22 protein-coding genes are annotated in these 24451 nt (G+C 65.3%); 15 read left to right on the forward strand and 7 right to left on the reverse strand.

What is annotated here, in order from left to right; all coding sequences use genetic code 11:
* Positions 1–279: 279 nt before the first annotated feature.
* Together dbpA and MUW49_RS05635 are read left to right on the forward strand one after the other, a co-directional pair.
* Positions 280–1659 carry an ATP-dependent RNA helicase DbpA gene (dbpA, locus tag MUW49_RS05630; protein ID WP_103259421.1) on the forward strand — a complete coding sequence of 460 codons (1380 nt, stop codon included), beginning with the start codon at positions 280–282 and terminating at the stop codon, positions 1657–1659.
* Between the two features lie 85 nt (positions 1660–1744).
* The gene (locus MUW49_RS05635; protein WP_039039772.1) at positions 1745–2035 is read left to right on the forward strand and encodes a YkgJ family cysteine cluster protein; all 291 of its coding nucleotides are present in this window, start codon (positions 1745–1747) and stop codon (positions 2033–2035) included.
* Between the two features lie 9 nt (positions 2036–2044).
* Here MUW49_RS05635 and MUW49_RS05640 read toward each other — a convergent pair whose 3' ends face one another.
* Positions 2045–2467 carry a hypothetical protein gene (locus MUW49_RS05640; RefSeq protein WP_128272935.1) on the reverse strand — a complete coding sequence of 141 codons (423 nt, stop codon included), beginning with the start codon at positions 2465–2467 and terminating at the stop codon, positions 2045–2047.
* A 255-nt stretch (positions 2468–2722) separates the two neighbouring features.
* On the opposite strand from MUW49_RS05640, the gene MUW49_RS05645 reads away from it, so the two are divergent.
* Positions 2723–4114, forward strand: a complete 1392-nt coding sequence (locus MUW49_RS05645) for a PepSY domain-containing protein (protein ID WP_244812505.1) — start codon at positions 2723–2725, stop codon at positions 4112–4114.
* 203 nt (positions 4115–4317) lie between these two features.
* Here MUW49_RS05645 and MUW49_RS05650 read toward each other — a convergent pair whose 3' ends face one another.
* A complete protein-coding gene (locus MUW49_RS05650) occupies positions 4318–5223 on the reverse strand; it encodes a 1,4-dihydroxy-2-naphthoate polyprenyltransferase (protein WP_029313608.1) in 906 nt (301 codons plus the stop codon).
* Between the two features lie 210 nt (positions 5224–5433).
* On the opposite strand from MUW49_RS05650, the gene MUW49_RS05655 reads away from it, so the two are divergent.
* The 8 genes from MUW49_RS05655 to MUW49_RS05690 all read left to right on the forward strand — a co-directional run bounded on the left by MUW49_RS05655 (position 5434) and on the right by MUW49_RS05690 (position 16500).
* On the forward strand, positions 5434–6765 hold the full coding sequence (locus tag MUW49_RS05655) for an isochorismate synthase (RefSeq protein ID WP_161470173.1): 1332 nt from the start codon (positions 5434–5436) through the stop codon (positions 6763–6765).
* 33 nt (positions 6766–6798) lie between these two features.
* Positions 6799–8544, forward strand: a complete 1746-nt coding sequence (gene menD / locus MUW49_RS05660) for a 2-succinyl-5-enolpyruvyl-6-hydroxy-3-cyclohexene-1-carboxylic-acid synthase (RefSeq protein ID WP_244812506.1) — start codon at positions 6799–6801, stop codon at positions 8542–8544.
* A complete protein-coding gene (menH, locus tag MUW49_RS05665) occupies positions 8534–9295 on the forward strand; it encodes a 2-succinyl-6-hydroxy-2,4-cyclohexadiene-1-carboxylate synthase (protein WP_244812507.1) in 762 nt (253 codons plus the stop codon). Before menD ends, menH begins: the two co-directional genes overlap by 11 nt.
* Positions 9296–9299: 4 nt before the next feature.
* Positions 9300–10148: a 1,4-dihydroxy-2-naphthoyl-CoA synthase gene (gene menB / locus MUW49_RS05670; protein ID WP_201872069.1), complete on the forward strand. Its 849-nt coding sequence runs from the start codon at positions 9300–9302 to the stop codon at positions 10146–10148.
* On the forward strand, positions 10148–11077 hold the full coding sequence (gene menC / locus MUW49_RS05675) for an o-succinylbenzoate synthase (RefSeq protein WP_039039780.1): 930 nt from the start codon (positions 10148–10150) through the stop codon (positions 11075–11077). The genes menB and menC overlap by 1 nt, the downstream gene beginning before the upstream one ends.
* A 3-nt stretch (positions 11078–11080) precedes the next feature.
* The gene (gene menE / locus MUW49_RS05680) at positions 11081–12481 is read left to right on the forward strand and encodes an o-succinylbenzoate--CoA ligase (protein WP_103243808.1); all 1401 of its coding nucleotides are present in this window, start codon (positions 11081–11083) and stop codon (positions 12479–12481) included.
* A 176-nt stretch (positions 12482–12657) separates the two neighbouring features.
* The gene (locus MUW49_RS05685) at positions 12658–15405 is read left to right on the forward strand and encodes a collagenase (RefSeq protein WP_244812508.1); all 2748 of its coding nucleotides are present in this window, start codon (positions 12658–12660) and stop codon (positions 15403–15405) included.
* Between the two features lie 156 nt (positions 15406–15561).
* Positions 15562–16500: an ElyC/SanA/YdcF family protein gene (locus MUW49_RS05690; RefSeq protein ID WP_111896545.1), complete on the forward strand. Its 939-nt coding sequence runs from the start codon at positions 15562–15564 to the stop codon at positions 16498–16500.
* A 53-nt stretch (positions 16501–16553) separates the two neighbouring features.
* Here MUW49_RS05690 and MUW49_RS05695 read toward each other — a convergent pair whose 3' ends face one another.
* Both MUW49_RS05695 and MUW49_RS05700 read right to left on the reverse strand, forming a co-directional pair.
* Positions 16554–17168 (reverse strand): superoxide dismutase, encoded by a 615-nt coding sequence (locus MUW49_RS05695; protein WP_111896553.1) that lies wholly within the window; start codon positions 17166–17168, stop codon positions 16554–16556.
* 23 nt (positions 17169–17191) lie between these two features.
* Entirely contained in the window at positions 17192–17617 is a 426-nt protein-coding gene (locus MUW49_RS05700) for a hypothetical protein (RefSeq protein ID WP_244812509.1), read from the reverse strand.
* Positions 17618–17910: 293 nt separating this feature from the next.
* Between MUW49_RS05700 and MUW49_RS05705 the strand changes: the two genes are divergently transcribed.
* Both MUW49_RS05705 and MUW49_RS05710 read left to right on the forward strand, forming a co-directional pair.
* The gene (locus MUW49_RS05705; protein WP_201872051.1) at positions 17911–18822 is read left to right on the forward strand and encodes a triacylglycerol lipase; all 912 of its coding nucleotides are present in this window, start codon (positions 17911–17913) and stop codon (positions 18820–18822) included.
* Positions 18819–19559, forward strand: a complete 741-nt coding sequence (locus MUW49_RS05710; protein WP_201956625.1) for a lipase secretion chaperone — start codon at positions 18819–18821, stop codon at positions 19557–19559. The genes MUW49_RS05705 and MUW49_RS05710 overlap by 4 nt, the downstream gene beginning before the upstream one ends.
* Positions 19560–19613: 54 nt before the next feature.
* On the opposite strand, the gene MUW49_RS05715 is transcribed toward MUW49_RS05710, so the two are convergent.
* From MUW49_RS05715 to sgrR, 3 genes are read right to left on the reverse strand one after another with little or no spacing between them, the layout of a single operon-like run.
* Positions 19614–20324 carry a hypothetical protein gene (locus MUW49_RS05715; RefSeq protein WP_171865266.1) on the reverse strand — a complete coding sequence of 237 codons (711 nt, stop codon included), beginning with the start codon at positions 20322–20324 and terminating at the stop codon, positions 19614–19616.
* 30 nt (positions 20325–20354) lie between these two features.
* Positions 20355–20750, reverse strand: a complete 396-nt coding sequence (locus MUW49_RS05720; RefSeq protein ID WP_010672731.1) for a thioesterase family protein — start codon at positions 20748–20750, stop codon at positions 20355–20357.
* Between the two features lie 35 nt (positions 20751–20785).
* Entirely contained in the window at positions 20786–22540 is a 1755-nt protein-coding gene (gene sgrR, locus MUW49_RS05725; protein WP_201872047.1) for an HTH-type transcriptional regulator SgrR, read from the reverse strand.
* Positions 22541–22640: 100 nt separating this feature from the next.
* Between sgrR and MUW49_RS05730 the strand changes: the two genes are divergently transcribed.
* Positions 22641–22817, forward strand: a complete 177-nt coding sequence (locus tag MUW49_RS05730) for a hypothetical protein (protein ID WP_080988754.1) — start codon at positions 22641–22643, stop codon at positions 22815–22817.
* A 139-nt stretch (positions 22818–22956) separates the two neighbouring features.
* On the forward strand, positions 22957–24225 hold the full coding sequence (locus tag MUW49_RS05735) for an aminotransferase class I/II-fold pyridoxal phosphate-dependent enzyme (protein WP_201956627.1): 1269 nt from the start codon (positions 22957–22959) through the stop codon (positions 24223–24225).
* Positions 24226–24451 lie beyond the last annotated feature (226 nt).

The raw sequence follows: 24451 nt of genomic DNA on the forward strand, positions 1-24451 counted from the left end.
TTGCGCTTTGGTGGCATCCATGAATATCGACTGGGAGAAGCTCCGCCACAAGTAACGGAGCTAACAGGAGACCAGCAGATCATTTTGGAGGTATTGGGTGAGCGCTATCGGCAAATTTATTCCTAAATCAGGTGCGGAATGTCGGACAGAAGCCTCCATCGGCAACCCATGACGCCAACCGTTCAAATATTCACCGCATCCGGCGGCACATTCTGGTATGATGCGCCCCCTTGCGCACCGCGCACCCCCATTTCTGGTTTTCCGATATAGAGTCCTTTTGTGAACAACAGCGAATTTAGCAGCCTGAACCTCTCCTCCGCCCTGCAGGACAACCTCGCCAGCCTGGGCTATCTGCAGATGACCCCGATCCAGGCCCAGAGCCTGCCCCTGGTGCTCGACGGCAAAGATTTGATCGCCAAGGCGAAAACCGGCAGCGGTAAGACCGCGGCCTTCGGCCTGGGTCTGCTGGCCAAGCTGGACGTCAACCGACTGGCCGTGCAGGCGCTGGTGCTCTGTCCGACCCGCGAGCTGGCGGATCAGGTGGCCACCGAGATCCGCCGTCTTGCCCGTACCCTGCCCAACGTCAAGCTGGTGACCCTGTGCGGCGGCACCCCGACCGCACCGCAATCCGCCACCCTGGGCTTTGGCGCCCACATCGCCGTCGGCACCCCGGGCCGGATCCTCAAGCACCTGGAGCAGGGCACCCTTGCGCTCGACGACCTCAAGACGCTGGTGCTGGACGAAGCGGATCGCATGCTGGACATGGGCTTTGGCGAAGACATCAACCGCGTCATCAGCCACGCCCCGCGGGACCGGCAAACCCTGCTCTTCTCCGCCACCTATCCGGAAGGGATCGCCCAGATGAGCCGCGGCGTGCAGCGCAACCCGGTGGAGGTGAGCGTAGAGTCCCTGCACGAAGAGAGCGCCATCGAACAGAAGCTGTATGAAGTGCCGGCCGGCCAGCGCCTCGATGCCCTCACCTGGCTGCTCAGCCACTACCAGCCGAGCTCCTGCGTGGTGTTCTGCAACACCAAGCGCGCCTGCAACGACGTGGCCGATCACCTGGCCGCCAAGGGCTTCTCGGCGCTGGCGCTGAACGGCGATCTGGAGCAGCGTGAGCGGGATCAGGTGCTGGTGCGCTTCGCCAACGGCAGCGCCACCATACTGGTCGCCACCGACGTGGCGGCCCGTGGCCTCGACATCAAGGAGCTGGGGGCCGTCATCAACTACGAGCTGACCTACGACCCCGAGGTGCACGTGCACCGCATCGGCCGTACCGGCCGCGCCGGCCAGCAGGGCCTGGCCCTGAGCCTCTACCAGCCGAACGAGGCCCAGCGCGTCAACTTCATCGAGGAGTACCAGCAGGCCCCCATTCCTCAGGGCGACCTGGCCGGGATCGGCCGCGACATCAAGCCGATCGCGCCGCAGATGGTGACCCTCTCCATCGATGCGGGCCGCAAGAGCAAGGTGCGTGCCGGTGACATCCTCGGCGCCCTGACTGGCGAAGGCGGCATTGCCGGGGCCGATGTAGGCAAGATCCAGATTTCCGAGCAGTACTCCTACGTGGCGGTGAAGCGCCAGGTGGCGAGCGCCGCCCTCAAGCGGTTGCAGGAAGGCAAGATCAAGGGGCGCAGCTACCGTGCCCGCAAACTGGGCTAAGGTATTTCACACTCCCGGCCAGACCACAGGCGCCTGACAGGCGCCTGTTTCATATCATTCGCCGCCATGCGGCAAGACAGGTGACATGACCCAAGCAATCCAGAGCGATGTGAGCTGCCAGAACTGCGAAGCCTGCTGCTGCCGCCTCGAGGTGATGCTCTTCACCGACACCGGCGTGCCGGACCGCTATATCGAGGAGCGGGAAGGAGAAGTGCCCGTGATGCACAGACTGGAAGATGGCTGGTGCGCCGCCCTCGACCGCAACACCATGATGTGTCGCATCTACGAGGTGCGGCCGCTTATCTGCCGTGAATTCGAGATGGGGGAGCCAGACTGCCTCGACGAGCGGGACAAGTGGTTCATCAGGCTGGAATGAACGGGAAGTTCAACCCGTGCTGACGTGGGTCTCCTTGCCTTGCAGCCCCTCGAGGCGCTGTGTCAGCCAGTGGATGGCCTGCGCTTCCTCCTCGAAATAGCGCACCTCCTGAAAGGGAAGCTCGCTGAAGACGTGATCCGCCAGATAACGTTTGAAATCCCCGATCATGACCACTGCCAGAAAGGCGCAGCCATGGGTGGCGCACCAGTTGAACTGGCGACGAAAACGGGCCAACACCTCGGGGCCGGCGGCCTCGAACTCGGTCGCGACCTCGACGATGCCCCAGGGGGCTCCCTGCAAACGGCTTATCTGTTGGCTGAACTTGCCCTCATAGGCCATGGCGCCTGCCAGGTTGAAAGGGCCGCTCGGCCGACAGATCAGCAGTTGCCCTTGTCGCTGCATCTCAAAATGGCCGTGTGCTTGCACGTTCACCTCCTGCCTTGAGTCCTTCGCTGCGGCTGATATGCCCTGTGTTGCCACAAAGTAAGAATTTATCCCCGAAAAGTCCATGAAGCTCCCCGCATTGTGAACGGAAAGCTCCATTCAACCCCCGTTTTTACCCCGGTGGCGGAATGTACATTTCTTCGACATGTTCTGTTGCAGTTAACAAAACGTTGCTGCTATTATCCGCGCCACTCAAAACATTCCACCTACTGAAACCTTTTGGCGTTCACCCAGGGAACAACGATGAAGCAACAAGACGCAAGTTATTACCAACGGATCTGGCGCTGGCATTTCTATGCTGGTCTCTTCGTCGCCCCCTTCCTGATCCTGCTCTCCCTCACCGGCATCGTCTACCTGTTCAAGCCGCAGCTGGACAACCTGCTCTACCCCCAGCTGATGAAGGTGACGCCCGCCACCCAGACCCTGAGTGCCGACCAGCTGCTGGCCACGGCAACCATCGCCATGCCGGACGCCAGTCTGCGCAAATACCTGCCCCCGGTGGCAGCGGACGCGAGCGCCCAGATAGTCGTGATGCGTGAAGGGCAGGAGCTGACCCTCTTCATGGATCCCGCGAACGGCGCCCTGCTCGGTACCATGGACAACAAGTGGAACCTGCAGGCGGTGGCGCGCGCTCTCCATGCGGAGCTGATGCTTGGCACCACGGGTGATCGCCTGATCGAGCTGGCCGCAGGCTGGGGAATCGTGCTCCTCGTCAGCGGACTCTATCTCTGGTGGCCCCGCAAGGGACCGGGTGTGGGAGGCATCCTCTGGCCGAGAATGCACCAGCGCGGCCGTCTCTGGTGGCGTGATCTGCACGCCGTGGTCGGCTTCTGGGGCGCAGGTTTCCTGCTGCTGCTGCTGACGGGCATGACCTGGACCGGTTTCTGGGGCGGCCAGTTCGCCGACGTCTGGAACCGCTTCCCTGCGGCCATGTGGAACGAGGTGCCCAAGTCGGCCCCCCTCACCCGCAGCCTCAACCAGGCTCACGAACAGACCGTCTCCTGGGGGGCCGAGACCCTGCCCATGCCGAGCTCCCAACCCACGGCAGAGAGCCATGATCACAGCGCCATGACCCATGGCGGCGGACACGAGGGCATGGTCATGGCCAGCCATCGCATTCCGCTGCAACAGGTGGTCGACATCGCCAGCGAGCGTGGGGTCAGCCCGGGTTACAGCATCACCCCCCCGGTCGGTGAAACCGGCGTCTATACCATCGCCATCTTTGCCGATGATCCCCGCAACGATGCCACCCTGCACATCGACCAATACAGCGGCAAGGTGCTGGTCGACGTGCGTTGGCAGGATTACGGCCCGGTCGCCAAGACGGTGGAAACCGGCGTCATGCTGCACATGGGCAAGCTCTACGGCTGGCCGCACCAGCTCGTCATGCTGCTCATCTGCCTGATGATTCTGGCAAGCTCGGTGAGCGGGCTCTGGATCTGGTGGAGCCGCCGTCCCAGTGGTCGCCTCGCCGCCCCGCCCCTGCCCGCCAAGCTGCCTCCCATGGGCGGTGCCATCGCGGTGCTGGTCGTGCTCGGGATCTGCTTCCCGCTGGTGGGGGCCTCCATGGTCGCCATCTGGCTGCTGGACAGTCTCTTCTTCTCTCGCCGCCCGGCCGTGGCCCAGGCAAGCTGACCTCGGGGCAAGCACGCCTCATGCACACGAGGGCTCCCTGTCGGGGGCCCTCGTCGTCTGCATCACCTGGCATCATCCTTCGCCTGGCGGCATGCTCCTCCCCTTTCGATCATCACATCGGTCTGATGAAACAACAACGCGTCGACACATCAGCAAAAAGGGCTCCCATTCGGGAGCCCTTTTCATTGCCAAACGCGTCGGCCTCAGGTGAGCGCCAGCCCGGCGGAGAGCAGCAAGCTGAACAGAAATGCGCTGATGGCGGTCTTCTTGAGGGCGCCGGTCAGCACCTCGCCATCGAAACTCTCTCGCAGGGTGCGGGCGGCATCGGTGAGGGGCTTCATGGCGGGCAGGAAGATCCAGGGCCAGAGGCTCGCAGGCTGAGTCAGCAGGAAGGCGATGGTCGCCAGCAGCGCCGCCCCCAGCAAGACCCAGTGATAGGCGATGGCCCGGTTGCGGCCAAGGCGCACCGCCAGGGTGATCTTGCCGCTGGCGGCATCGGTCTCGATGTCCCGCACGTTGTTGATGTTGAGCACGGCAGTCGCCAGCAGGCCGCAGGCGGTGGCGGGCAGCAACAGGTCCCACTCCAGGCTATGGGTGAAGAGGTAGTAGGAGCCGAGCACCCCCAGCAGGCCGAAGAACAGGAACACCGAGATGTCCCCGAAGCCGCGATAGCCGTAGGGGCTCTTGCCCACCGTGTAGGTGATGGCCGCGACGATGGCCGCTCCCCCCAGCAGGATGAACGTCAGGATCTGCTGCCACGCCTCCCCGAAGGCGCAGACCAGCAGGGAGAGGCCGCTCACCACGGCCGCCAGGGCGGTCAGCCCCATGGCCACACACATCTGGTGCCGGGTGATGAGGCCGGAAACCACGGCGCGCTGGGGACCGATCCGCTCCCCGTTGTCGGCACCGGAGACCGCATCGCCATAGTCGTTGGCCAGATTGGAGAGAATTTGCAGCAGGATGGCGGTCAGCAGGGAGAGCCCCATGATGGTGCCGTCGAACGCTCCCCGGCTGGCTGCCAGCCCCGAGCCCAGCAAGATGGAGGAGCACGCCAGGGGCAGTGTTCGCAAACGCGCCGCCAGCAACCAAACAGAGAAGGTATTTGTCATATTGTGATGGCCAAACAATCAGATATTGATCGTGTTAAGGGTTATCGAACCGGATTTAGGTATACTTGGCTGCGCGGGGGCGTCGGCTCCCCCGGGCAATTTACATGGACGAATGGGCAGATAATATATAGGAAATCGTCGCCCTTTGGCATCAACCTGCGCCATCCTCCCCCGGAGCGATCGCGATTATCCGGCTCAGACTAGACATCCATGTTGGCTCAGACCCACCTCAAGCAACAACTGGACGCCCTGCGTCACAGCACTGTCAGCGGTTTCGTGCGACTGCGCGTGGCCGCTCACGTCGACGTCTTTCCCGGCTGGTTGGCGGCCCAGACGCTCTACCCCCGCATCTATTGGCACGCCAGAGGGCAACAGAGCCCCGAGTACGTGGCGCTTGGCGCCATCCACGAGCTGACCCGGCCGGAGGATATCCAGCGGGTCTGCGACCTTGCCGGCACGGCCAGTGAAGACAGCCCTCGCTACTACGGCGGTCTGGCGTTCGACCCGGATCTGCCCGGCTGGCAGGGTTTTGGCCCCTGCCGCTTCGTGCTGCCCCGCATCGAACTGGTACGCCGGGGGGAGTGCACCAGCCTCTGCCTCAATCTCTGGCTGCCTGCCCGGGAAGAGGGTCACGCATTCGAAGCCGAACTCTGCGCCGCCGAGGCGGCGCTCGATGCCCTGCAACCCGAGGCCCCCCTGCCCGCCCTGCAAAAGCGGCCATGGCAGCGCCAGGACCTGCCGGGCCCTACCCAGTGGCAGACCCTGGTGGAGCAGGTCACGGCTCCCGACTTCCAGGCCCGCACCCCCAAGGTGGTACTGTCCCGGGAGAGTCTGCTCCAGAGCGAGGCGCACGATGCGCCCCTCTGCCCCTGGTCCCTGCTGACACAGTGGGCCCGCCACGCCCAGGAGTGCTTCCACTTCGGCTTCCAGTTCTCCCCCGAGCAGAGCTTCATCTCCTGCTCCCCCGAGCGCCTCTACCGCCGGGAGAAGGGCCACCTCTTTACCGAGGCGCTGGCAGGCACCATTCGCCGTTCCGGGGATGAGGCGACCGACGCGGCCCTGGCCGCCGAGCTGCTGGCCGACAGCAAGAACCGGCTGGAGAACCGGCTGGTTCACGCCGACATTCTCAGCCGCCTGGCCCCCCTCACGACCGATGCCACCCTGACCGAGCCGCGCATTCTGAAATTGCGGCTGCTGCAACACCTCAAGTGCGACATCGAGGCCGAGCTCAAACCCGGCGTCTGCGACTGGCAACTGCTGGCTGCCCTGCACCCCACCCCCGCCGTGGGGGGCGCCCCCCGCGAGGCGGCGCTCGCCTTCATCCGTGAATGCGAGCCCCATGATCGCGGCTGGTATGCCGGTGCCTGTGGCATGCTGAGCCGGGAGACCTCGGAGTTCTCCGTCGCCATTCGCAGCGCCCGGATCAGGGGCCCGCGCATCAGCCTGTTCGCCGGTGCCGGCATAGTGGCGGGATCAGAGCCCGCCGCCGAGTGGGCCGAACTCGACAACAAGATCGCCAACGTGCTCTCCCTGCTGGGATAGCGTTTCTTACCGACTCCTCACTGCGAGAGCTTCATGTCCGCCAGCCACGTGTCCGCGCATCACGCCTTTGCCAGCCATCACGCCACCTTCAACCATGTCTGGTCCTCCCTCTTGCTGGAAGAGCTCTTTCGCCTCGGCGTGCGTGACATCGCCCTGGCCTCCGGATCCCGCTCGGCGCCGCTCACCATGGCCGCCGCAGCCCACCCGGGCTTTCGCCGCCACCTGCACTTCGACGAGCGGGGTCTGGGCTTCATGGCGCTGGGGCTGGCCAAGGGGAGCGGCCGCCCGGTGGCGGTCATCATGACCTCGGGCACAGCGGTGGCCAACCTCTGGCCCGCGGTGGCGGAAGCCCAGCTCACCGGGGTACCGCTCATCATTCTCTCTGCCGACAGGCCACCCGAGCTCATCGACAACGGGGCCAACCAGGCCATCGATCAGCCGGGGATCTTCGGTCGCTACCCCGTCTATCAGCAAAATCTGCCGAGCCCCACTCCCACCATTCCGGCGGCCTTCGTGCTGAGCTCGGTGGATCAGGCCCTGGCCCGACAGGCGCACACCCCGGGGCCGGTGCACTTCAACTGCATGTACCCCGAGCCCCTCTATCCCGGCGATACCTACCTGGACTTTGCCGACTACCTGGCGCCCCTCGGCGACTGGCTGCACTCGGCCAAGCCCTGGAGCCCCTGGCTGGCTGGCGAGCCGGGCTGCCCCGCCCAGCCGGACTGGGAGGAGCTGAAGGGCAAGCGTGGTGTCATCGTCGCCGGGCGCATCCAGGATCCGGAGCAAGGCAAGGCGGTGGCCGAGCTGGCAGACCGCCTCGGCTGGCCCCTGCTGGCGGATCTGCAAAGCCAGATCCGCTTCGATGATCGCAACCTCGTCCACACGGATCTCGCCCTGCAACACAGCGACTTCGTGGCCGAGCTGGCCCGCGCCGAGGTACTGCTGCAATTCGGCGCCCGCCTCATCTCCAAGCGCCTCGGCCAGTTCATCAAACAACACCCCTGGCAGGATTACTGGCTGGTGGACCCGCAGCCGGCACGCCTCGACCCCGACTACCGGCTGCGCCGTCGCCTGGTGTGCGACCCCGCCGCCTTTGCGGCCGCCCATCCAATCCCCCATTCTCAGCAGCCCTGGCACCAGTTGGCCGCGCGCCAGCAGGCTATCAGCCAGCAGATCCGCACCGCCTGTGATCGCTTCTCGGAGCTCGGGGTGTGCCACCGCCTGAATCAGCTCATCCAGGGTCAGCTGTTCGTCGGCAACAGCATGCCGGCCCGGCTGATGGACATGCTGGGCGAGGCGGGCAAGGGCCCCAGCCGGGTGATGACCAACCGCGGCGCCTCCGGCATCGATGGCCTTATCGCCACCGCATACGGCTTCGCACAGTCGGTCCCGCCTGACAGTCGCGAGCCCACCACCCTGCTGCTCGGCGATCTCAGCGCCCTGCACGATCTCAACAGCCTGGCGCTGCTCGGCAAGGGGAGCCGCCCCCTGGTGGTGATCCTGCTCAACAACGACGGCGGCAGCATCTTCCGCATGCTGCCGGTGCCGACCCAGGACGCCCTGCTGGAGACCTACTACTGCCTGCCCCACGGCCTGCACTTCGAGCACGCCGCCGCCATGTTCGGCCTCGCCTACCGGGCGCCGACCACCCTGGACGAATTTGAACGAGACTACGCCGCGGCGTTGCAAAGCGGGACAACCCTGATTGAAATCAAGGTACCGAGCAGTGAAGTCGCCGAGGATCTCAAGGCGCTGGGAGCCGCCATCCGTGGCCTCTGACCCCGTACCTCTGGTGCTGCTGCACGGCCTGCTGGGGGACGCCGACGACTGGCGGCCCGTCATCCAGGCCCTGGCTGGCATCGAGTGCCACGCCCTGGATCTGCCGGGCCACGGTCGCAACCAGGCTGTGCGGGTGAGTGGCTTCGACGAGGCCCATCGCTGGCTCCGCGACGAGCTGGCCGCGCGGGATATCGCGCACTACCGGCTGGTGGGTTATTCGCTGGGGGGGCGGCTCGCGCTTCATCACGCCAGCCTGTCACCGACGGGGCTGCAGGCCCTGCTGCTGGAGAACTGCCATCCGGGCCTGCCGGAAGCCGAGCGGGCGGCCCGCATCCAACACGACGAGCTGTGGGCCAGCCGTTTCGAGCACGAGCCCCTGCCCCGGGTGCTTGCCGACTGGTACCGCCAGGGCGTCTTCGCCGACCTGGACGACGATGCCCGCGCCCGCCAGGCCGCCCGCCGCCTTGGCAACGACGGGCAGGCCGTGGCCACCATGCTGCGGGCCACCTCCCTCGGCAGGCAGCCGGATCTTGCCCCCTGGCTCGGGGAGACCCGGCTGCCGGTGCAGTGGATCTCCGGCAACCGGGATCACAAATTCCATGCCCTCGCTTGCCAGTTGGTAAAGCAAGGCTGCAATATCAAACACTTGGCTCTGGATGGCGGGCACAACCTGCACGCCGGCCAGCCCGATACCTTTGCCCGGCTCCTGCGGGAGTGGGTCAACCAACCAGAAGAGAAGATCCATGATTGAAGCAATGACGGAAGCCGAGCTCTATGCCCCTGTCGAGTGGCGCGACTGCTCCGCCGGTTACGAAGACATCCTCTATCACAAGTCCCGGGATGGCATTGCCAAGATCACCATCAACCGCCCCCAGGTGCGCAACGCCTTCCGCCCCCGCACCGTGAAAGAGATGCTGCAGGCCCTGGCCGATGCCCGCTACGACGACAAGGTCGGCTCCATCATCCTCACCGGCTTCGGCGAGCAGGCGTTCTGTGCCGGCGGCGACCAGAAGATCCGGGGCGACTACGGTGGATACCGCGATGACGAGGGCACCCATCACCTCAACGTGCTGGACTTCCAGCGCGACATCCGCACCTGCCCCAAACCCGTGGTGGCCATGGTGGCCGGCTACGCGGTCGGTGGCGGCCACGTGCTGCACATGATGTGCGACCTGACCATTGCCGCCGACAACGCCCAGTTCGGCCAGACCGGCCCCAAGGTCGGCTCCTTCGACGGCGGCTGGGGCGCCTCCTACATGGCCCGCATCGTCGGCCAGAAGAAGGCTCGGGAGATCTGGTTCCTCTGCCGCCTCTACGACGCCAAACAGGCCCTCGACATGGGGCTGGTCAACACCGTCGTGCCCCTGGCCGAGCTGGAGCGTGAAACCGTGCGCTGGTGCCGCGAGATGCTGCAACACAGCCCCATGGCCCTGCGCTGCCTGAAGGCGGCCCTCAACGCCGACTGCGACGGCCAGGCCGGTTTGCAGGAGCTGGCAGGCAATGCCACCATGCTGTTCTACATGACCGAAGAGGGTCAGGAAGGGCGCAACGCATTCAACGAGAAACGCCGTCCCGACTTCTCCAAATACAAGCGGAATCCCTGATGACACTCGCCCTCTACCGCTACCAACTGCCCTTTACCCAGCCCCTGGCCTTTCATGGTCAGTTGCAGGTAGCGCGCGAGGGCCTGCTGGTACGCATCGACGATGGCTGGGGGGAGATAGCCCCCCTGCCAGGATTTTCCAAAGAGACCCTGGCCGACGCCCAGGCCGAGGCCCTCGACTGTCTGGCGCAGCTGGCGCGGGGACAGACCCCGACGCCACAGCTGCCCTCGGTGCAGTTCGGGCTCGACTGCGCCCGTCGTAGCTGGCCCGAGCAGGGTGCCCCCCTGCCCGAGCCCTATCCGCTGATCCAGGGCTCCCCCCAGGAGCTGCTCAAGAACTGGAAGCAGTGGCTGCACGAGACCCCCCTCAAGGCCAAGCTGAAGGTGGCCCGCTACCCCATGCGCGACGAGCTGGCGCTGATCCGGCTGCTGCTCGATCGGCGCCCCAACCTCAAGCTGGTCCTGGACGCCAACCAGGGCTGGACCCGCGAGGAGGCCTGGGCCTTCTGCGGCCACCTGGATCCGAATCGCATCGAATACCTCGAAGATCTGTGCGCCGACTTCGAGGACATCGCCTTCGTCGCCAGCCGCACCGGCATGCCGGTGGCGCTGGACGAACTGCTGGCCCAGGGCAAGCCCTGGGAGCCCATCCCGCAACTGCGCGCCCTGGTGCTCAAGCCGACCCTGCTCGGCACCCTGGCCAACAGCGAGGCCCTGGTAGCCCGCGCTCGCGAACTTAAGCTCAAGGTGATCGTCTCCTCCTGTTTCGAGTCCGGTCTCGGCCTCGGCCAGCTCGCCCGCCTCGCAGGGGAGTGGGCGCCGGATCAGGCCCCTGGCCTCGATACCCGCCGCTGGCTGGCCAGGGATCTGCTGGACAAGCAGGGGCAACCCGATCCGGGCAGGATGGACCCCCTGTTTCACCGTGACTGACCCATGGTGACCCGTCAGATCCCACGGCAGGAAACCTGCCCGGTACGACGCTGGGCGACACAGGCCCCTCATCGTATTGCCATCCACAGCGGGGAGCCTCTTAGCTACCAGCGCCTCGACCTGCGCCTCAACAGCCTGTGCAATCAGCTCGCCCGGGCCGGGCTGGAACGGGGAGATCATCTCGCCGCCGTGGTGCGCGGCGCCCTGGAGGATGTGTTGCTGGCCTGGGCCTGCGTGCGCAGCGGCATCGTCTTCTGCCCCCTCAATCCCGCCTTTCCGGCAACCAGACACAGCGAACTGGCGAGCCAGCTCGAGGCCCGGGCATTCTGGTCGGCAGGCGAGATCCCGGCGGGCGACTGGCAAGCCCTCAGCCTCGACTTCACGGGCGAGCTGGCCGCAGATGGGGAGTTCCCGCTGGTACCCGACCAGCCGAACAACATGATCCTCACCTCGGGATCCAGCGGTACCCCCAAGGCGGTGGTCCACCGCCTCGCCAACCACCTCGCCTCGGCCCGGGGTTCCGCCACCCTGATCCCCCTGGACGAAGCCTGCGGCTGGCTGCTCTCCCTGCCACTGTTTCACGTCGGCGGTTACGCCATCCTGTTTCGGGTCTTCCTGGCGGGAGCCGCCCTGGTGCTGGACGATCGCACCCGGCCCCTCAAGGCGCGGCTCGAGGATCAGCACATCACCCACCTCTCGCTGGTGCCGACCCAGCTCTGGCGCCTGCTGGCACAGGGCTTCGACCCATCCCGCACCCGGGTGCGAGAGCTGCTGCTCGGGGGCGCCGCCATCCCGGCGCCCCTGGTCAACCGGCTGACCGCTCTGGGGCTGGAGCCCAAGGTGAGCTATGGCCTCTCCGAGATGGGCAGCCAGGTCTGCACCGGGCAACCCTGCGCCGCCGGCGTGGTGGGTCGCCCGCTGCCGGGGCGGGAGGTCTGCATCCGCCAGGGGGAGATCTGCGTGCGCGGTGAGACCCTGTTTGCCGGATATTTCAGGGAAGGCGAGCTGGTGCGCCCCCTCGATGAAGAGGGCTGGTTCCACACCCGGGACAAGGGCCGCCTCACTCCGGGGGGCGATCTGGTGGTGGAGGGGCGGCTCGACAACCTCTTCATCTCGGGAGGGGAGAACATCCAGCCCGAGACCATAGAGCAGCGGCTGGTGGATCACCCCGCCGTGGCCCAGGCCCTGGTGGTGCCGGTGCCGAGCGACGAGTGGGGGCATAGGCCCGCCGCCTTCATCGACTGGCACGGCGAACCGGCACCATCTGCCGAGCTGGCCGCCTGGATCAGGCTGTCGTTACCCGGCTTCATGGTGCCGGACCAGTGGCATCCCTGGCCGGATCTCGGCGGCAATCTGAAACCCTCCCGCACCCTGCTCGCCCGCAGCTTGCGACAAGAGGAGTGACGCCTCCCCCATATGGGGCGGAGTCCTTGCTATCAACACAGCCCCCTTTGGGGCTGTTTTTATGTTGTTTGCTCCCGAATACATCATTTCGCTGCGCCATCTGGCCAATTGATATTCCTTTGGAGCCCAATACCCTCTCTGGTCCCCACGCCTCTCCATCCACCAAAGGGATCATGATGAAGCACCTCTCTCCCCGGCTGCTGCTCCTGGCAGCCCCAGGCCTGCTCGCCACTTCGGCGCTGGCCAACTACTCCCCCTCCGACTGGCAACAGTATCAACTCAAAGGCGAATCCAGCCGTCAGCTGGGGGATCGTCTCACCGAAGTGACCTTTGAACTGAGCGCCCGCAGCGGCGACGCCCCTTATCAGCAGTTGAGGGTGTATCGCCGCTTCGACTGGCGCGATGCCAACCTGGCTGCGCTGGCAGAGCAGCAGTGCGGCGAGCCGCAACTCAAGATCGAGCAGGGCTGGCAGATCCGCTACCTCAGCTGTGAAGAGGTGGTACCGGCCGGCAAGGCCGTCCCGGCCAGCAGCTATGACTATGGCTACGGCATGAAGCAGGGCCGCTGGGAGCCGCTGGCGGGCACCCCGACCGCGCCGCGTCAGGATCGTCTGCCGTTGGCTGAGCGGGTCATCCTGGGTCACAGCGAGCAGGAGCTGGATCGCTGCGAGCTCAACGCCGAAGGTCGCTGCGCCGAGCAGGCATGGCAGTACCAGCCGCAAAACTGGCAGCAATTGAAGGTGCTGGAAGAGACCCCCAATGAACGGGATGGCCGCCTCGAGCAGATCTTCTTCCGCCTGCAGCCCATCGCGGGCAGCCAGGCCGCCAAGCAGGTGAGCGAGTTGCACGTCTGGCGTCAGTACACCTGGTTGCTGGACGAGATCAAGGCCCAACAGGAGTGCGATGAACCCCAGACCCGTCAGGAAGGGGACAAGACCATCAGCTACCGGGTGTGCCGTCAAACCCTGCCCGCTGGCAGCGAAGTGCAGGTGGTCTTGAAGGACACCGGCTATCAATACCCGGTGGGGGGCAGCGAATGGCAGACCCTGCCGGAGACAACCGAGTGGCAGGAGAGCCGGGGGCTCAACCGCCCTATCGTGCTGGCCAGCAAGGAAGAGCTGCTCGACTGTCGCCGTGCCGACGGCCGCGCCTGCTCCGAGCCGGATCTGCCGGGCACCGAGCTGCTGGACGCCGACGCAGCCAAGATAGTGCAGGACGCCAGTGGCCAGCCCGCGCCGGTCTGGCAGGAGAACTATGGTCACGATGACACCAAGCTGCTGGCCGTGTCGCGCGGCATCCAGCGCCTGCTGGCGGCCAATCAGCCGGCCCATCCGGCCATGAAGCTGCTGCTGGAATACGTGCGAGCCTACAACTACCACAACTACGGCAAGCACAAGGAAGACGGCCCGGCCGCCGCCGAGGCACTGGCCGAGGCGTTGACCGCGCTCGGCGCCCATCCGCTGCTCTACCCGGAGCAGGCCAGCGACGAGGTTGGTGCCATCATGGGCGCCTGGAGCATCGCCCTGCACGGCCAGTTCAAGAGCCCGGCAGTACAGAGCCGCTTTGGTACCCTGCTCGGTGAATTCAACCAGATGCTGGCCTACGCCACCCGCCATGCCAGCGAGATCAACGGCCAGCACGCCTGGGCGACCGGCCTGTTCGATCTGCTCAACTTCCTCGACTTCGCCAGCGACTACAGCGATCCCTTCGCCAACGACTTCCGCCAGCAGGATGGCGAGCTGCGCAAGCAGCTGCACGCCCTCGGCATGAGCGAACTCGCGTTGTGGCAAGGAAGGGATGGCGCCGATCTGTTCCTGCTCAACAACGTGCTGGATGCCTACACCCGTCTCTACCGGGTCGCCCGCTATACCCGCCCGGACGAGCTCGACGGCTACCGCAAGCTGCTGGATGACTCCGTCATCGCACTGGTTCGCCACCACGACCTGATCCCCGGTGGCCAGCAGAGCCAGGATCTGCTGGAAGACATGTCGCTGACCCTCTCCACCTACTACCTGACCTACACGGACCGCACCAGCGAAGCCTGCATCAGCGGCGACTTCGCCGGGCTCTGCACCCCGATCCGGGTGGAGGACGTGCTGCCCTTCGAGCACACCTGCTCGCCGACCCTGCGCCTGCGGGCCCAGGATCTGACCATGAGCCAGGCCGAGGGGATCTGCCGTGAACTGGGCGCCGAAGAGCAGCAGTTCCATCAGCAGATGGAAACTGGCTGGCAGCCGGTGGCGGATGATCACAACGAGGCGCTGGAACTGGTGATCTTCGACTCCTCCGCTGACTGGAAACGCTACGGCAGTGCTCTGTTTGGCGGCGTCTCCACCGACAACGGCGGCATCTACCTCGAAGGGGATCCGGCGCGCCCCGGCAACCAGGCCCGCTTCTTCGCCTACGAGGCGGAGTGGAAGCGTCCTGCGTTCCAGGTGTGGAACCTGCGCCACGAGTACGTGCACTACCTGGACGGCCGCTTCAACCAGTACGGCAGCTTCGGCCACTACCCGCTCAACCGCACCACCTGGTGGTCGGAAGGGCTGGCGGAATTCATCGCCCACGGCCAGTGCTTCACCCGTGGTCTGGACAACGTCGCCGGCCGCCCGGCCAGCGATCGTCCGGCCCTGGCCGACATCCTGCACCTGGATTACGACAAGGGCGGCGAGATGGTCTACTCCTGGTCCTACACGGTACACCGCTTCCTGAACGAAACCGGTCGCGGCGCCAGCTGGCTGGCCATGGCCCAGGCCCTGCGCAACCCGGATCGAGAGCAGGCCATGAGTGCCTTCGAAGCCGAGCTGGACCAGCTGATTGCCAATGACAGCGAGGCCTACCAGCAGTGGCTCGGCCGCGAGCTGCTGCCCTGGTGGGAAGCCAACAAGGACTCCGACGAGTGCAAGGCCAACGACTCCTCCCACTGAGGACGAGACGACGATGACAAGGGGCGGCCATGGCCGCCCCTTGTTTATGGCGCCGTTTGATATGCCCGGGATCATGGCGCACGCTGCGACAACCTCTGCCCGAGTGAGCCCCTGCGCCGCCATCAAACCTGACGCGCCACAACAACTTGTAATAGAATGGCCCCCTGTCTTCTCTTACTTCAGACCCGAACCGCACCGCGCATGAAGAAGTTTGCCAAGATCCTGCTCGCCTGCCTCTGCCTGTTGCTGGCCTCCATCGCCGCCCTGCTTGGCTACAGCGAGTGGACCGTCTCGGACGCCCGTCACTACACCTACGACGACGTCAACGCGGTGCCCTACAACCGGGTCGCCCTGGTGCTCGGCACCTCCAAATACCTGATTGGCGGGAGCCCGAACCACTACTTCAAATACCGGATCAAGGCCGCCGCCGAGCTCTACAACAACGGCAAGGTGGACTACATCCTGGTCTCCGGCGACAACGCCACCGTGCAGTACAACGAACCGCGCCAGATGCGGCGGGCCCTGATCCAGGCCGGCATTCCAGCCAGCGCCATCTATAGCGACTACGCCGGTTTTCGGACTCTGGACTCCATCGTGCGTGCCAAGGAGGTGTTCGGTCAGGCCCACTTCACCGTGGTCTCCCAGGCCTTTCACAACGAGCGTGCCATCTTCATCGCCCGCCATTTCGGCATCGAGGCGGTCGGCTTCAACGCCGTGGATCCCAGCGCCTATCAGGGCATCAAGACCCGGGTGCGCGAGGTGTTCGCCCGCCTGATGGGGCTGCTGGACCTCTACGTGCTGGACAAGGGTCCCAAGTTCCTCGGCGAGCCCATCGTCATCGGCGGCCCGGTCCCCTGCCAGGCGTTGAGCACCATAGGGGCAAGCCAGCCCTGCCTGCCCATTGCACCGCCCCCTCATCAGCCGAAAGCCAAGCAGGCAGCGGCCGTGAGCGCGGCAACCGCCACCAGTGCAGCGGCTGCAACCAGCAGTGCCTTGGCCACCAGTGCAGCCGTGCCGAGCGAAGCTACGCCCGTGGATAATCCGGCTGCCGCCAGCGCGGCGCCGGCCACTGGCAGCACACTGACTCCTCAATAGCAGAGACCCGCCAACAGGCGGGTCTCTTTCATTGGGCTCGGTATTTCCGGCGATCAGGCCAGCGCTGCCACATAACGCCGTGCCACCTCATCCCAGTCGATCACGTTGTAAAACGCGGCTATGTAGTCGGGACGCTTGTTCTGGTACTTGAGGTAGTAGGCATGCTCCCACACATCCAGCCCGAGTATGGGGGTGAGCCCCTCCATCAGGGGGCTGTCCTGGTTCGCGCTGCTCACCACCTGCAACTTGCCGCGCCCATCGACCACCAGCCAGGCCCAGCCGCTGCCAAAACGGCTCAGCGCCGCCTGAGTAAAGGCCTGCTTGAAGGCCTCCAGCCCACCCAGATCCCGCTCGATCGCTGCGGCCAGCTCGCCGTCCGGCTCGCCGCCGCCCTGCGGACTCATCACCTGCCAGAACAGGCTGTGGTTGGCGTGACCGCCGCCGTGATTGCGCACCGCCCCCTGCACCTGGGCCGGCAGGCTGTCGATACGGGCAAGCAATGCCTCCAGCGGCAGGGCAGCCAGCTCCGGCAGATCGGCCAGGGCGGCATTGAGGTTGTTGATGTAGGTCTGATGGTGACGGCTGTGATGGATCTCCATGGTCTTTGCATCGATATGGGGTTCCAGCGCGTCATAAGCGTAAGGAAGGGCTGGCAGGGTATGGCTCATGTTCATTGTCTCTCCTGTTGGGCTCAATGCAGTTGATGGGCAGAGCCGGTCTGACACAGACATTGACCCAGGCTGCGCTGGATGCCGTCGTGATGACCGTGTTTGCCCAGAAAGGCGAGCAGCTCGGTACGGGTGCTGCGGGCGTGGCGAACAGCCGCCTCCCGCAGGGCAGCGGAACTGGTGGGGGAGTGGCTGGTGGCCAGCAGGCAGTCGTGGATGTGACACAGCAGGTCGGCGGCCCGATCCGGCAGGGTCATGGCCACCAGCAGATCCGCCAGGTTGTGATGGGCCACCACCAGGGCCGCCACCGCTTCGTCGGCATCGTGCCAGTCGGCAAACTGCTGGCGGGCAAGCCACAGCGCCTGCTGATAGCAGTCGAGCGCCCTGGCGTACTCCCCCGCATCGAAATGACGGTTGCCACTCAGGGTCTGCGCCTTCCAGTGCGCCATGCTGCTGTCCGCTCCGGTGGTACCGACCCACCCCTTCACCCAGGTTCCCGTCATGACTCGACCACTCAAATGATAATAATTATTATTTAACTTATTTAATGGGCAGACACAAGGAATAGTTGGTGCCGCCTTTTTTGCCCATATGGGTAGGGTTTTTCTGCAATCCCCGGTTTAGTGATCCCATCCACAGATACATCTGAGTTCAGCCACCATGCTGCCGGTACTGGCATGAGGCCGGTGGCTGCCCCGGTGACGACCAGAATGCAGCCGGTTTTTTCACAAGGACGGTGAAGATGAAAAGATGGCTATTGATGCTGTTGTGCGCCCTGCCCATGCTGGGTCAGGGCGCCGGTTATACCCAGACCCGCTACCCCATAGTGCTGGTGCACGGTCTGTTCGGTTTCGACAAGCTGCTCGGGGTCGATTACTTCTACGGCATCCCCCAGGCCCTGACCCAGGATGGCGCCAAGGTTTACGTGGCCCAGGTCTCCGCCACCCAGAGCTCGGAGCTGCGCGGTGAACAGCTGCTCAAGCAGGTGCAGCAGGTGCTCGCCATCACGGGGGCGGAGAAGGTGAACCTCATCGGCCACTCTCACGGTGGCCCCACCATTCGCTACGTCGCTTCGGTCGCCCCCGAGCTGGTCGCTTCCGCCACCAGCGTGGGCGGGGTCAACCATGGCTCGGAGATCGCCGACCTGGTGCGGGCCAAGGTGACGCCGGGCTCGGCGGCCGAAGGTCTGGCGGTGGCCGCCGCCTCGGCTCTGTCCGGGGTCATCTCGCTGCTCTCCGGGGGCAGCCAGCTGCCGCAGGATCCCCTCGCCGCCCTCGACGCCCTCACCAGCACCGGCGCCCAGCGCTTCAACCAGCGCTACCCGGAAGGGCTGCCGAGCCAGCATTGTGGTGAAGGGCCCATGCAGGCCGCCAACGGGGTCTACTACTTTTCCTGGAGCGGACGCGGCACCATGACCAACATCCTGGATCCGGTGGATCCGGCGCTGGCGCTGACCGGCAGCTTCTTCAAGGAGCCCAGTGACGGCCTGGTCGGGGTGTGCAGCAGCCACCTCGGCAAGGTGATCGGCACCCACTACCGCATGAACCATCTGGACGAGGTGAACCAGTCGTTCGGCATTCGCCACCTGTTCGAGACCAACCCGGTCAACCTCTATCGCCAGCACGCCAACCGCCTGCAGAGGCTGGGACTATGAACAGGGCATGGCTGATGGCTGCTCCGCTGGCGACAGCCCTGCTGCTGGGGGACTGGCAGTATTGGCCCTCCGCTGACGCAACCGCCCCTTCGCCGCAACATGTCGGGCCCGCTTCCCCTCTGGTCAGGCAGGCTGCACCACCGTCGGACAAGGGCTCGCTGCAGGCCCGCCATGAAGCCTTTCTCGCGGCCGAGGGCAGCCTGACGGTGCCGACGGATCCGGGCCTCGCCAGCTTGCAGAAACTGTTCGACGAGCGCGAACAGTTGCGCAGGCAGCGCTTCACCCCGGTCGAGCAGGAGCAGCTGTTTGCCGAGGACAGGCTGATGGAGCAGTGGACCCTGCGCCGCAAGGCGCTGGCGGAGTCCAGCGATGCCGACAAGCCGCTGCTGGCGAGCGAGCTGGAGCTCTGGCTGGCGGAGCAGCCCCAGTGGTTTCGGGAGGCGGAGGCCAACAGCCGCCTGCTGGGCGATCTGCAGGCTCTGGATCAACTCCCCGCAGCCGGGCGTGACGCCGCACTGCGCGAACAGTTGGGACCGGAGGCGGCAGACCGGTTGCACCAGTTGGCAGAGAGCCAGCAGGCGTTCGAGCAGCAGCTGGCCGGCTATCTGGCCGAGATCAGGCCCCTGCCTGCCGAGGCCCGGGTCAGCCAGCAGCCGGAGATCCTGGCACGCTGGTTCGAGCCCGGTCAGTGGCGACGGGTGGAGGCCCTCACCCGGCTCACCCTGGACGAGCAGTAACCGGCATGAAAAAGGGGCCCGCAAGTGGGCCCCCATTCTTTGACGCTGCCGCCCTTACTGCGGCTTGTTGGCACCCGGCAGCGGCTGCCAGGTGAGGCGAGTCACCCGGTTGCCCTGCACCTCGCAGGTGAGGCAGAGATCCTGCCACCCCTTCTCTTGGCGCAGGGAAACCTCTCCCTTGATGCCCTCTGCACTCCTCTTGAGTTTGGCCGGCTCGAAGGTCACCTTGTCACCTCCGGCGAGCGCCATCAGCTTGCCATTGCAGAGCCACTGGGCGAGCTCGGCCCCCTTGAGCTTGACGCCCTTGTCAGCCCTCTCCTCGGCGGTGCTCGGTGCAAACAACCCGCCCAGCTCGGCCGCCCGTCTGGTCAGCCAGGCTTCCCGCTGCTGCATGCTCATCTTGCTGACAAACTCCGCAGGCTGCCCTTTGTCGTCCAGCCATTGGGTCAGCTTGCCACTGTCATCGAAGGCGAACTGGGCGGCGGGCTCCTTCACCCCGAACAGCTTGCCGCCCTTGAAGTAGTAACGGCTCTCCCCTTCCTGTTTACCCTGCTCGTTCAGGATGGGCACGGCGATGATGACGGGCGTGCCGTCGACCCAGGCCTTGATGTCAGCGCCATCGTGGCTGAACAAGCGGGTATCGAGGGCGCTGTCGGCCCCCTTCTCCATCAGGGTGAACTGCTCGGCCAGGGAGGCGGCAAATGAAGGCAGGGAGCAGAGTCCCAGTCCCAAGCCGAGGCTCAGGGCGATCGCGGTTGTGCGCATAAGTGTCCTGTGGTAGGCCCGAAGGCCGGATTAACTCTCTACCAGCCAGACCCTCAGTCCCTCCCGGTGAGCCTCGCTCAAAGGGATGGACTGCCGGGTCCGGTAGTCAAAATGGATCAGGGTCGTCTCGGCGGTCACCGCCAGCTCGCCGCCCTGCCAGGCTTCCTGCCAGAGCGTGAAGGAGCTGGTACCGATACGCCGCACGCCGGTCTTGATCGACACCATCTGGCCATAGAACAGCTCCCGTTTGAATTGCACCGTGTAGCCCGCGATGATCAGATGCCAGTCATGCACATCCAGCTCGGGCGAGAAGAGGCGAAACAGGGGATCACGGGCCGATTCAAACCAGACCGCCGGCACCGTGTTGTTGATGTGGCCGAGGGCGTCCGTCTCTTGAAAACGGGGTTGGATCTGCATTTCCAGCATGGATGTCGACTCCTTGTCGTAGGACCGCGCACAGGCTAGCGCGCCAACCCGCCCGACTCAAGCGTCCCTGCCTGGGGGTGAGAGCCACCACCGGTTTCCGGCTCCTGCGCCACCTGCTCGGGCTTTAACCAGGCGCAGCGAAAATCGAACCAGCCAAGGGCCGTCATGCGCACGCCGTGCACGCCGACCCGGCTCTCCAGCTCCAGCCAGTGGTGAAACAGCGGCACAAACCAGCTCTGGCGCTGAACCTCGGCCAGCAGGGCGCGGGGGCCGGGCTCTTCACCATGGGCGCGCCACTGCGTCAATCCCTGCCACAGGGCCTGCTGGCCGCCCCACACCCGGCGCAGCAAGGGGGTGCCCTGAAGCCAGGCGTAAGGGGCGAAGGCGTGCTCATGCTCCAGGTTGAGGGTGCCGAACCAGAGATCCACATCTTCATCCTCCCCGCTCACCCAGCGCCCGTAGTCCAGGGTACGCACCTCGAGCTGGATCCCATGCTCTGCCAGCAGGCTGCTCATGGCGCTGGCACACTCGTTGAACTCCAGATGCTGGTTGAAGCAGGCCAGTACCAGCCGCGCTGGCAGGCTGACCGGGCCGGGCTCGGGAAGAGGCAGGCTCTCGCGCCAGTGGGGCAGGAGGCCCAGTGCGCTGGTCCAGCCCCGCTGCAGCTCGGGGGCCACCCGGGCCATCAGGGCGATGGGGTTGAGCAGCCGGGTCAGCCACTGGCGCAGGGCCGGGTCCTGCAGGGGGGCCGATCTGTCGTCCTGCAGCAGGAAGTAGCAGCCGGATTCCAGTTCGGACTCCCCGCGCATGGAGCCAAGCTCCGGGGTGTCGCTGCCCAGCCTGACGTGGCTCTCCAGTCGTTCCGCCAGCTCCGGCAGCATCCAGATGTCGATCTCGTCGAGCAGGGCCCGCAGTCCGAAATAGTCGTCAAATGCTTCGAGGCACAGGTGCAGGGGATCGTTGGCGCTCACCCGATAGGGGCCGGTGCCCACCGGCTGCAGGGCGAACTTCGCCTCCCCCTTGAGCTCCCGCGGCAGGATGGCCGCCACCGGCTCGGCCAGCAGGTGCGGCAGCAGAGGATCCGGGCTGTCGAGATGGATGTCCAGTGTGCGCGGCCAGCGGCTCTCCAGCCGTGCCAGATGAGTGAACAGCGGGCGATCCCGCAAGGCCTGCAGGCTCTCCATCACATCCTCCACCACCAGTTCGCGGCCATGGTGAAAACGCACCACGGGGCGCAGATAGAAGCGCCAGTGACAGGGGGCCAGACACTCCCAGTGGTGGGCGAGATCCCCCTCGATTTCCCCATTTTCCTCGTTTCGCCGGGTCAGGCCGTTGAAGATCTGGCGGCTCAGGTGAATTTCGGAGCGGCGCAAGGGCGCGGTGGGCAGCAGACCGGGCAGGGGCCGGTAGTAGGGCACCCTCAGGATCTGGCGCCCCTCCCGGGTGGCCTGGCCGAGCTGCTCGATAAGCAGCGGAGTGAGCAGATCCAGACGATCTTCGGCCAGCCGCACCGCCTGCGCCAGCTGGCCCTGGCTCAGCAGATCCCGCAATCGGCGCCGGGTCAGGCTCTCCTGGTTGTCCAGCAGGGTGAGGCGGGAGCGCCGCCCCCGCCCCGCTTCTGCCGTCCAGCAAAGCCAGCCCTGCCCTTCCATGCGGCGCAGCAGCAGGCGGGCATTGCGGGGGGTGCAGCAGAGCAGGTCCGCCACCTCGGCGAGGCTGATTTCCCGCTCGTCGCAGCCAAGCTGCTGGGTGAGCCGTTGAAATTGCTGATAAAGGCGGGTGGTAGGCATAAAAGAGGAAATCCTGTCTCTGAAAGTCATCAGTTTTTACTTCCGCATTTTAGCTCAATACTGCTGGCGAACGTGAACACCACAGCACAGGAGCACCATCATGAGCCATGCCAACCCCCTCAAACCGAACCGGATCCAGCAAACCCTTCGTCGCTACTTCCTGAGGATCCTGCCCCGCCCTCTGACGCTGGTCGAAGATCCCATGGTGCAGCTCAACCGCCTGATGCAGTGGGACATGCACCAGATAGACGACAGGGAGTATCGCCGCCGTCTCTGAGGTCGCCGTCACAGGCTCCATCCGGTCACCGCCATCCCCCGGCATTGCTTTGCCGGATTGGGTGGTTTACATCGGCGCTGGGCCTGATAGATTGGACGTCTATCCATCCATAATGGTGACATCCAACAAGGAGTGTGTGATGAAAGATGCGACCCTGGCCCTGCACCACGGCTTTGCCAACGACCCCACCACCAAGGCCGTTGCCGTGCCCATCTACCAGACGGTGGCCTACGAGTTCGAGAGCGCCCAGCACGGGGCGGACTTGTTCAATCTGGCGGTGCCGGGGAACATCTACACCCGCATCATGAACCCCACCAACGATGTGCTGGAGCAGCGGATGGCCGCGCTGGAAGGGGGCATCGCCGGCCTGGTGGTCTCGGCGGGCTCCGCCGCCATCACCTACGCCATCCAGGCGCTGACCGCCGCCGGTGACAACATCGTCTCCACCCCCCAACTCTATGGCGGCACCTACACCTTGTTCGCCCACATGCTGCCGAGCTTCGGGGTCGAGGTACGCTTCGCCAAGGATGACAGCGCCGAGGCCATCGCCGCCCTCATCGATGACAAAACCAAGGCGGTCTACTGCGAGAGCATCGGCAACCCGGCCGGCAACATCGTCGACATCGCCGCCCTGGCCAAGGCCGCCCACGCCCGCGGCGTGCCGCTCATCGTCGACAACACGGTCGCCACTCCGGTCTTGTGCAAACCCATCGAACACGGCGCCGACATCGTGGTGCACAGCCTGACCAAATATGTCGGCGGCCACGGCAACTCCCTGGGGGGCGTCATCGTCGACTCGGGCAAGTTCCCCTGGGCGGATCACGCCGAGCGCTTCCCCCAACTGACCCAACCCGAGCCTTCTTATCACGGGGTGGTCTACACCGAGGCCTTCGGCCCGGCGGCCTTCATCGGCCGGGTGCGCACCGTGCCGCTGCGCAATACCGGCGCGGCGCTGGCGCCCATGAACGCCTTCCTGCTGCTGCAGGGGCTGGAGACCCTGAGCCTGCGCATGGAGCGCCACGTGGACAACGCCCTGCGGGTCGCCCATCACCTCAGGCATCACCCCAAGGTGGCCTGGGTCAGCTACGCCGGTCTGCCGGGTCACCCCCACTACCCGCTGGCGGAGAAGTACATGGCCGGTCGCCCCTCGGCCATCCTCTCCTTCGGCCTGAAGGGGGGCTACGAGGCGGGCGTGCGCTTCTACGATGCACTCAAGATCTTCAAGCGGCTGGTCAACATCGGCGACGCCAAGTCCCTGGCCTGCCACCCCGCCTCCACCACCCATCGCCAGTTGAGCGAAGAGGAGCAGGCCAAGGCTGGAGTGAAACCTGAGATGATCCGGCTGTCGGTGGGGATCGAAGCCATCGAGGACATACTGGCGGATCTGGATCAGGCGCTGGAGGCCTGAGTCAATCGACGAAGGAGCGGGCACCACGCCCGCTCTTTTTCATCCATAAGTGAACCTGCTGCCGGGGCGCTGCGTATCACCGCCTCATGTACAGAACCTTAAGCGGCAAGCGAATTAATAATACCGTCTAACGTGTTGTTTTGCTTGGATTTTCTCTGCCTACTCTTTTTGCCGTTTTTGGATAAATACACCATTGCCCACTCCAACTTCTCTGTTATTTCCTGCC

It is taken from the genome of Aeromonas sp. LsrichE-8G, from assembly GCF_022869435.1.
GTDB classification, from domain to species: domain Bacteria; phylum Pseudomonadota; class Gammaproteobacteria; order Enterobacterales; family Aeromonadaceae; genus Aeromonas; species Aeromonas caviae.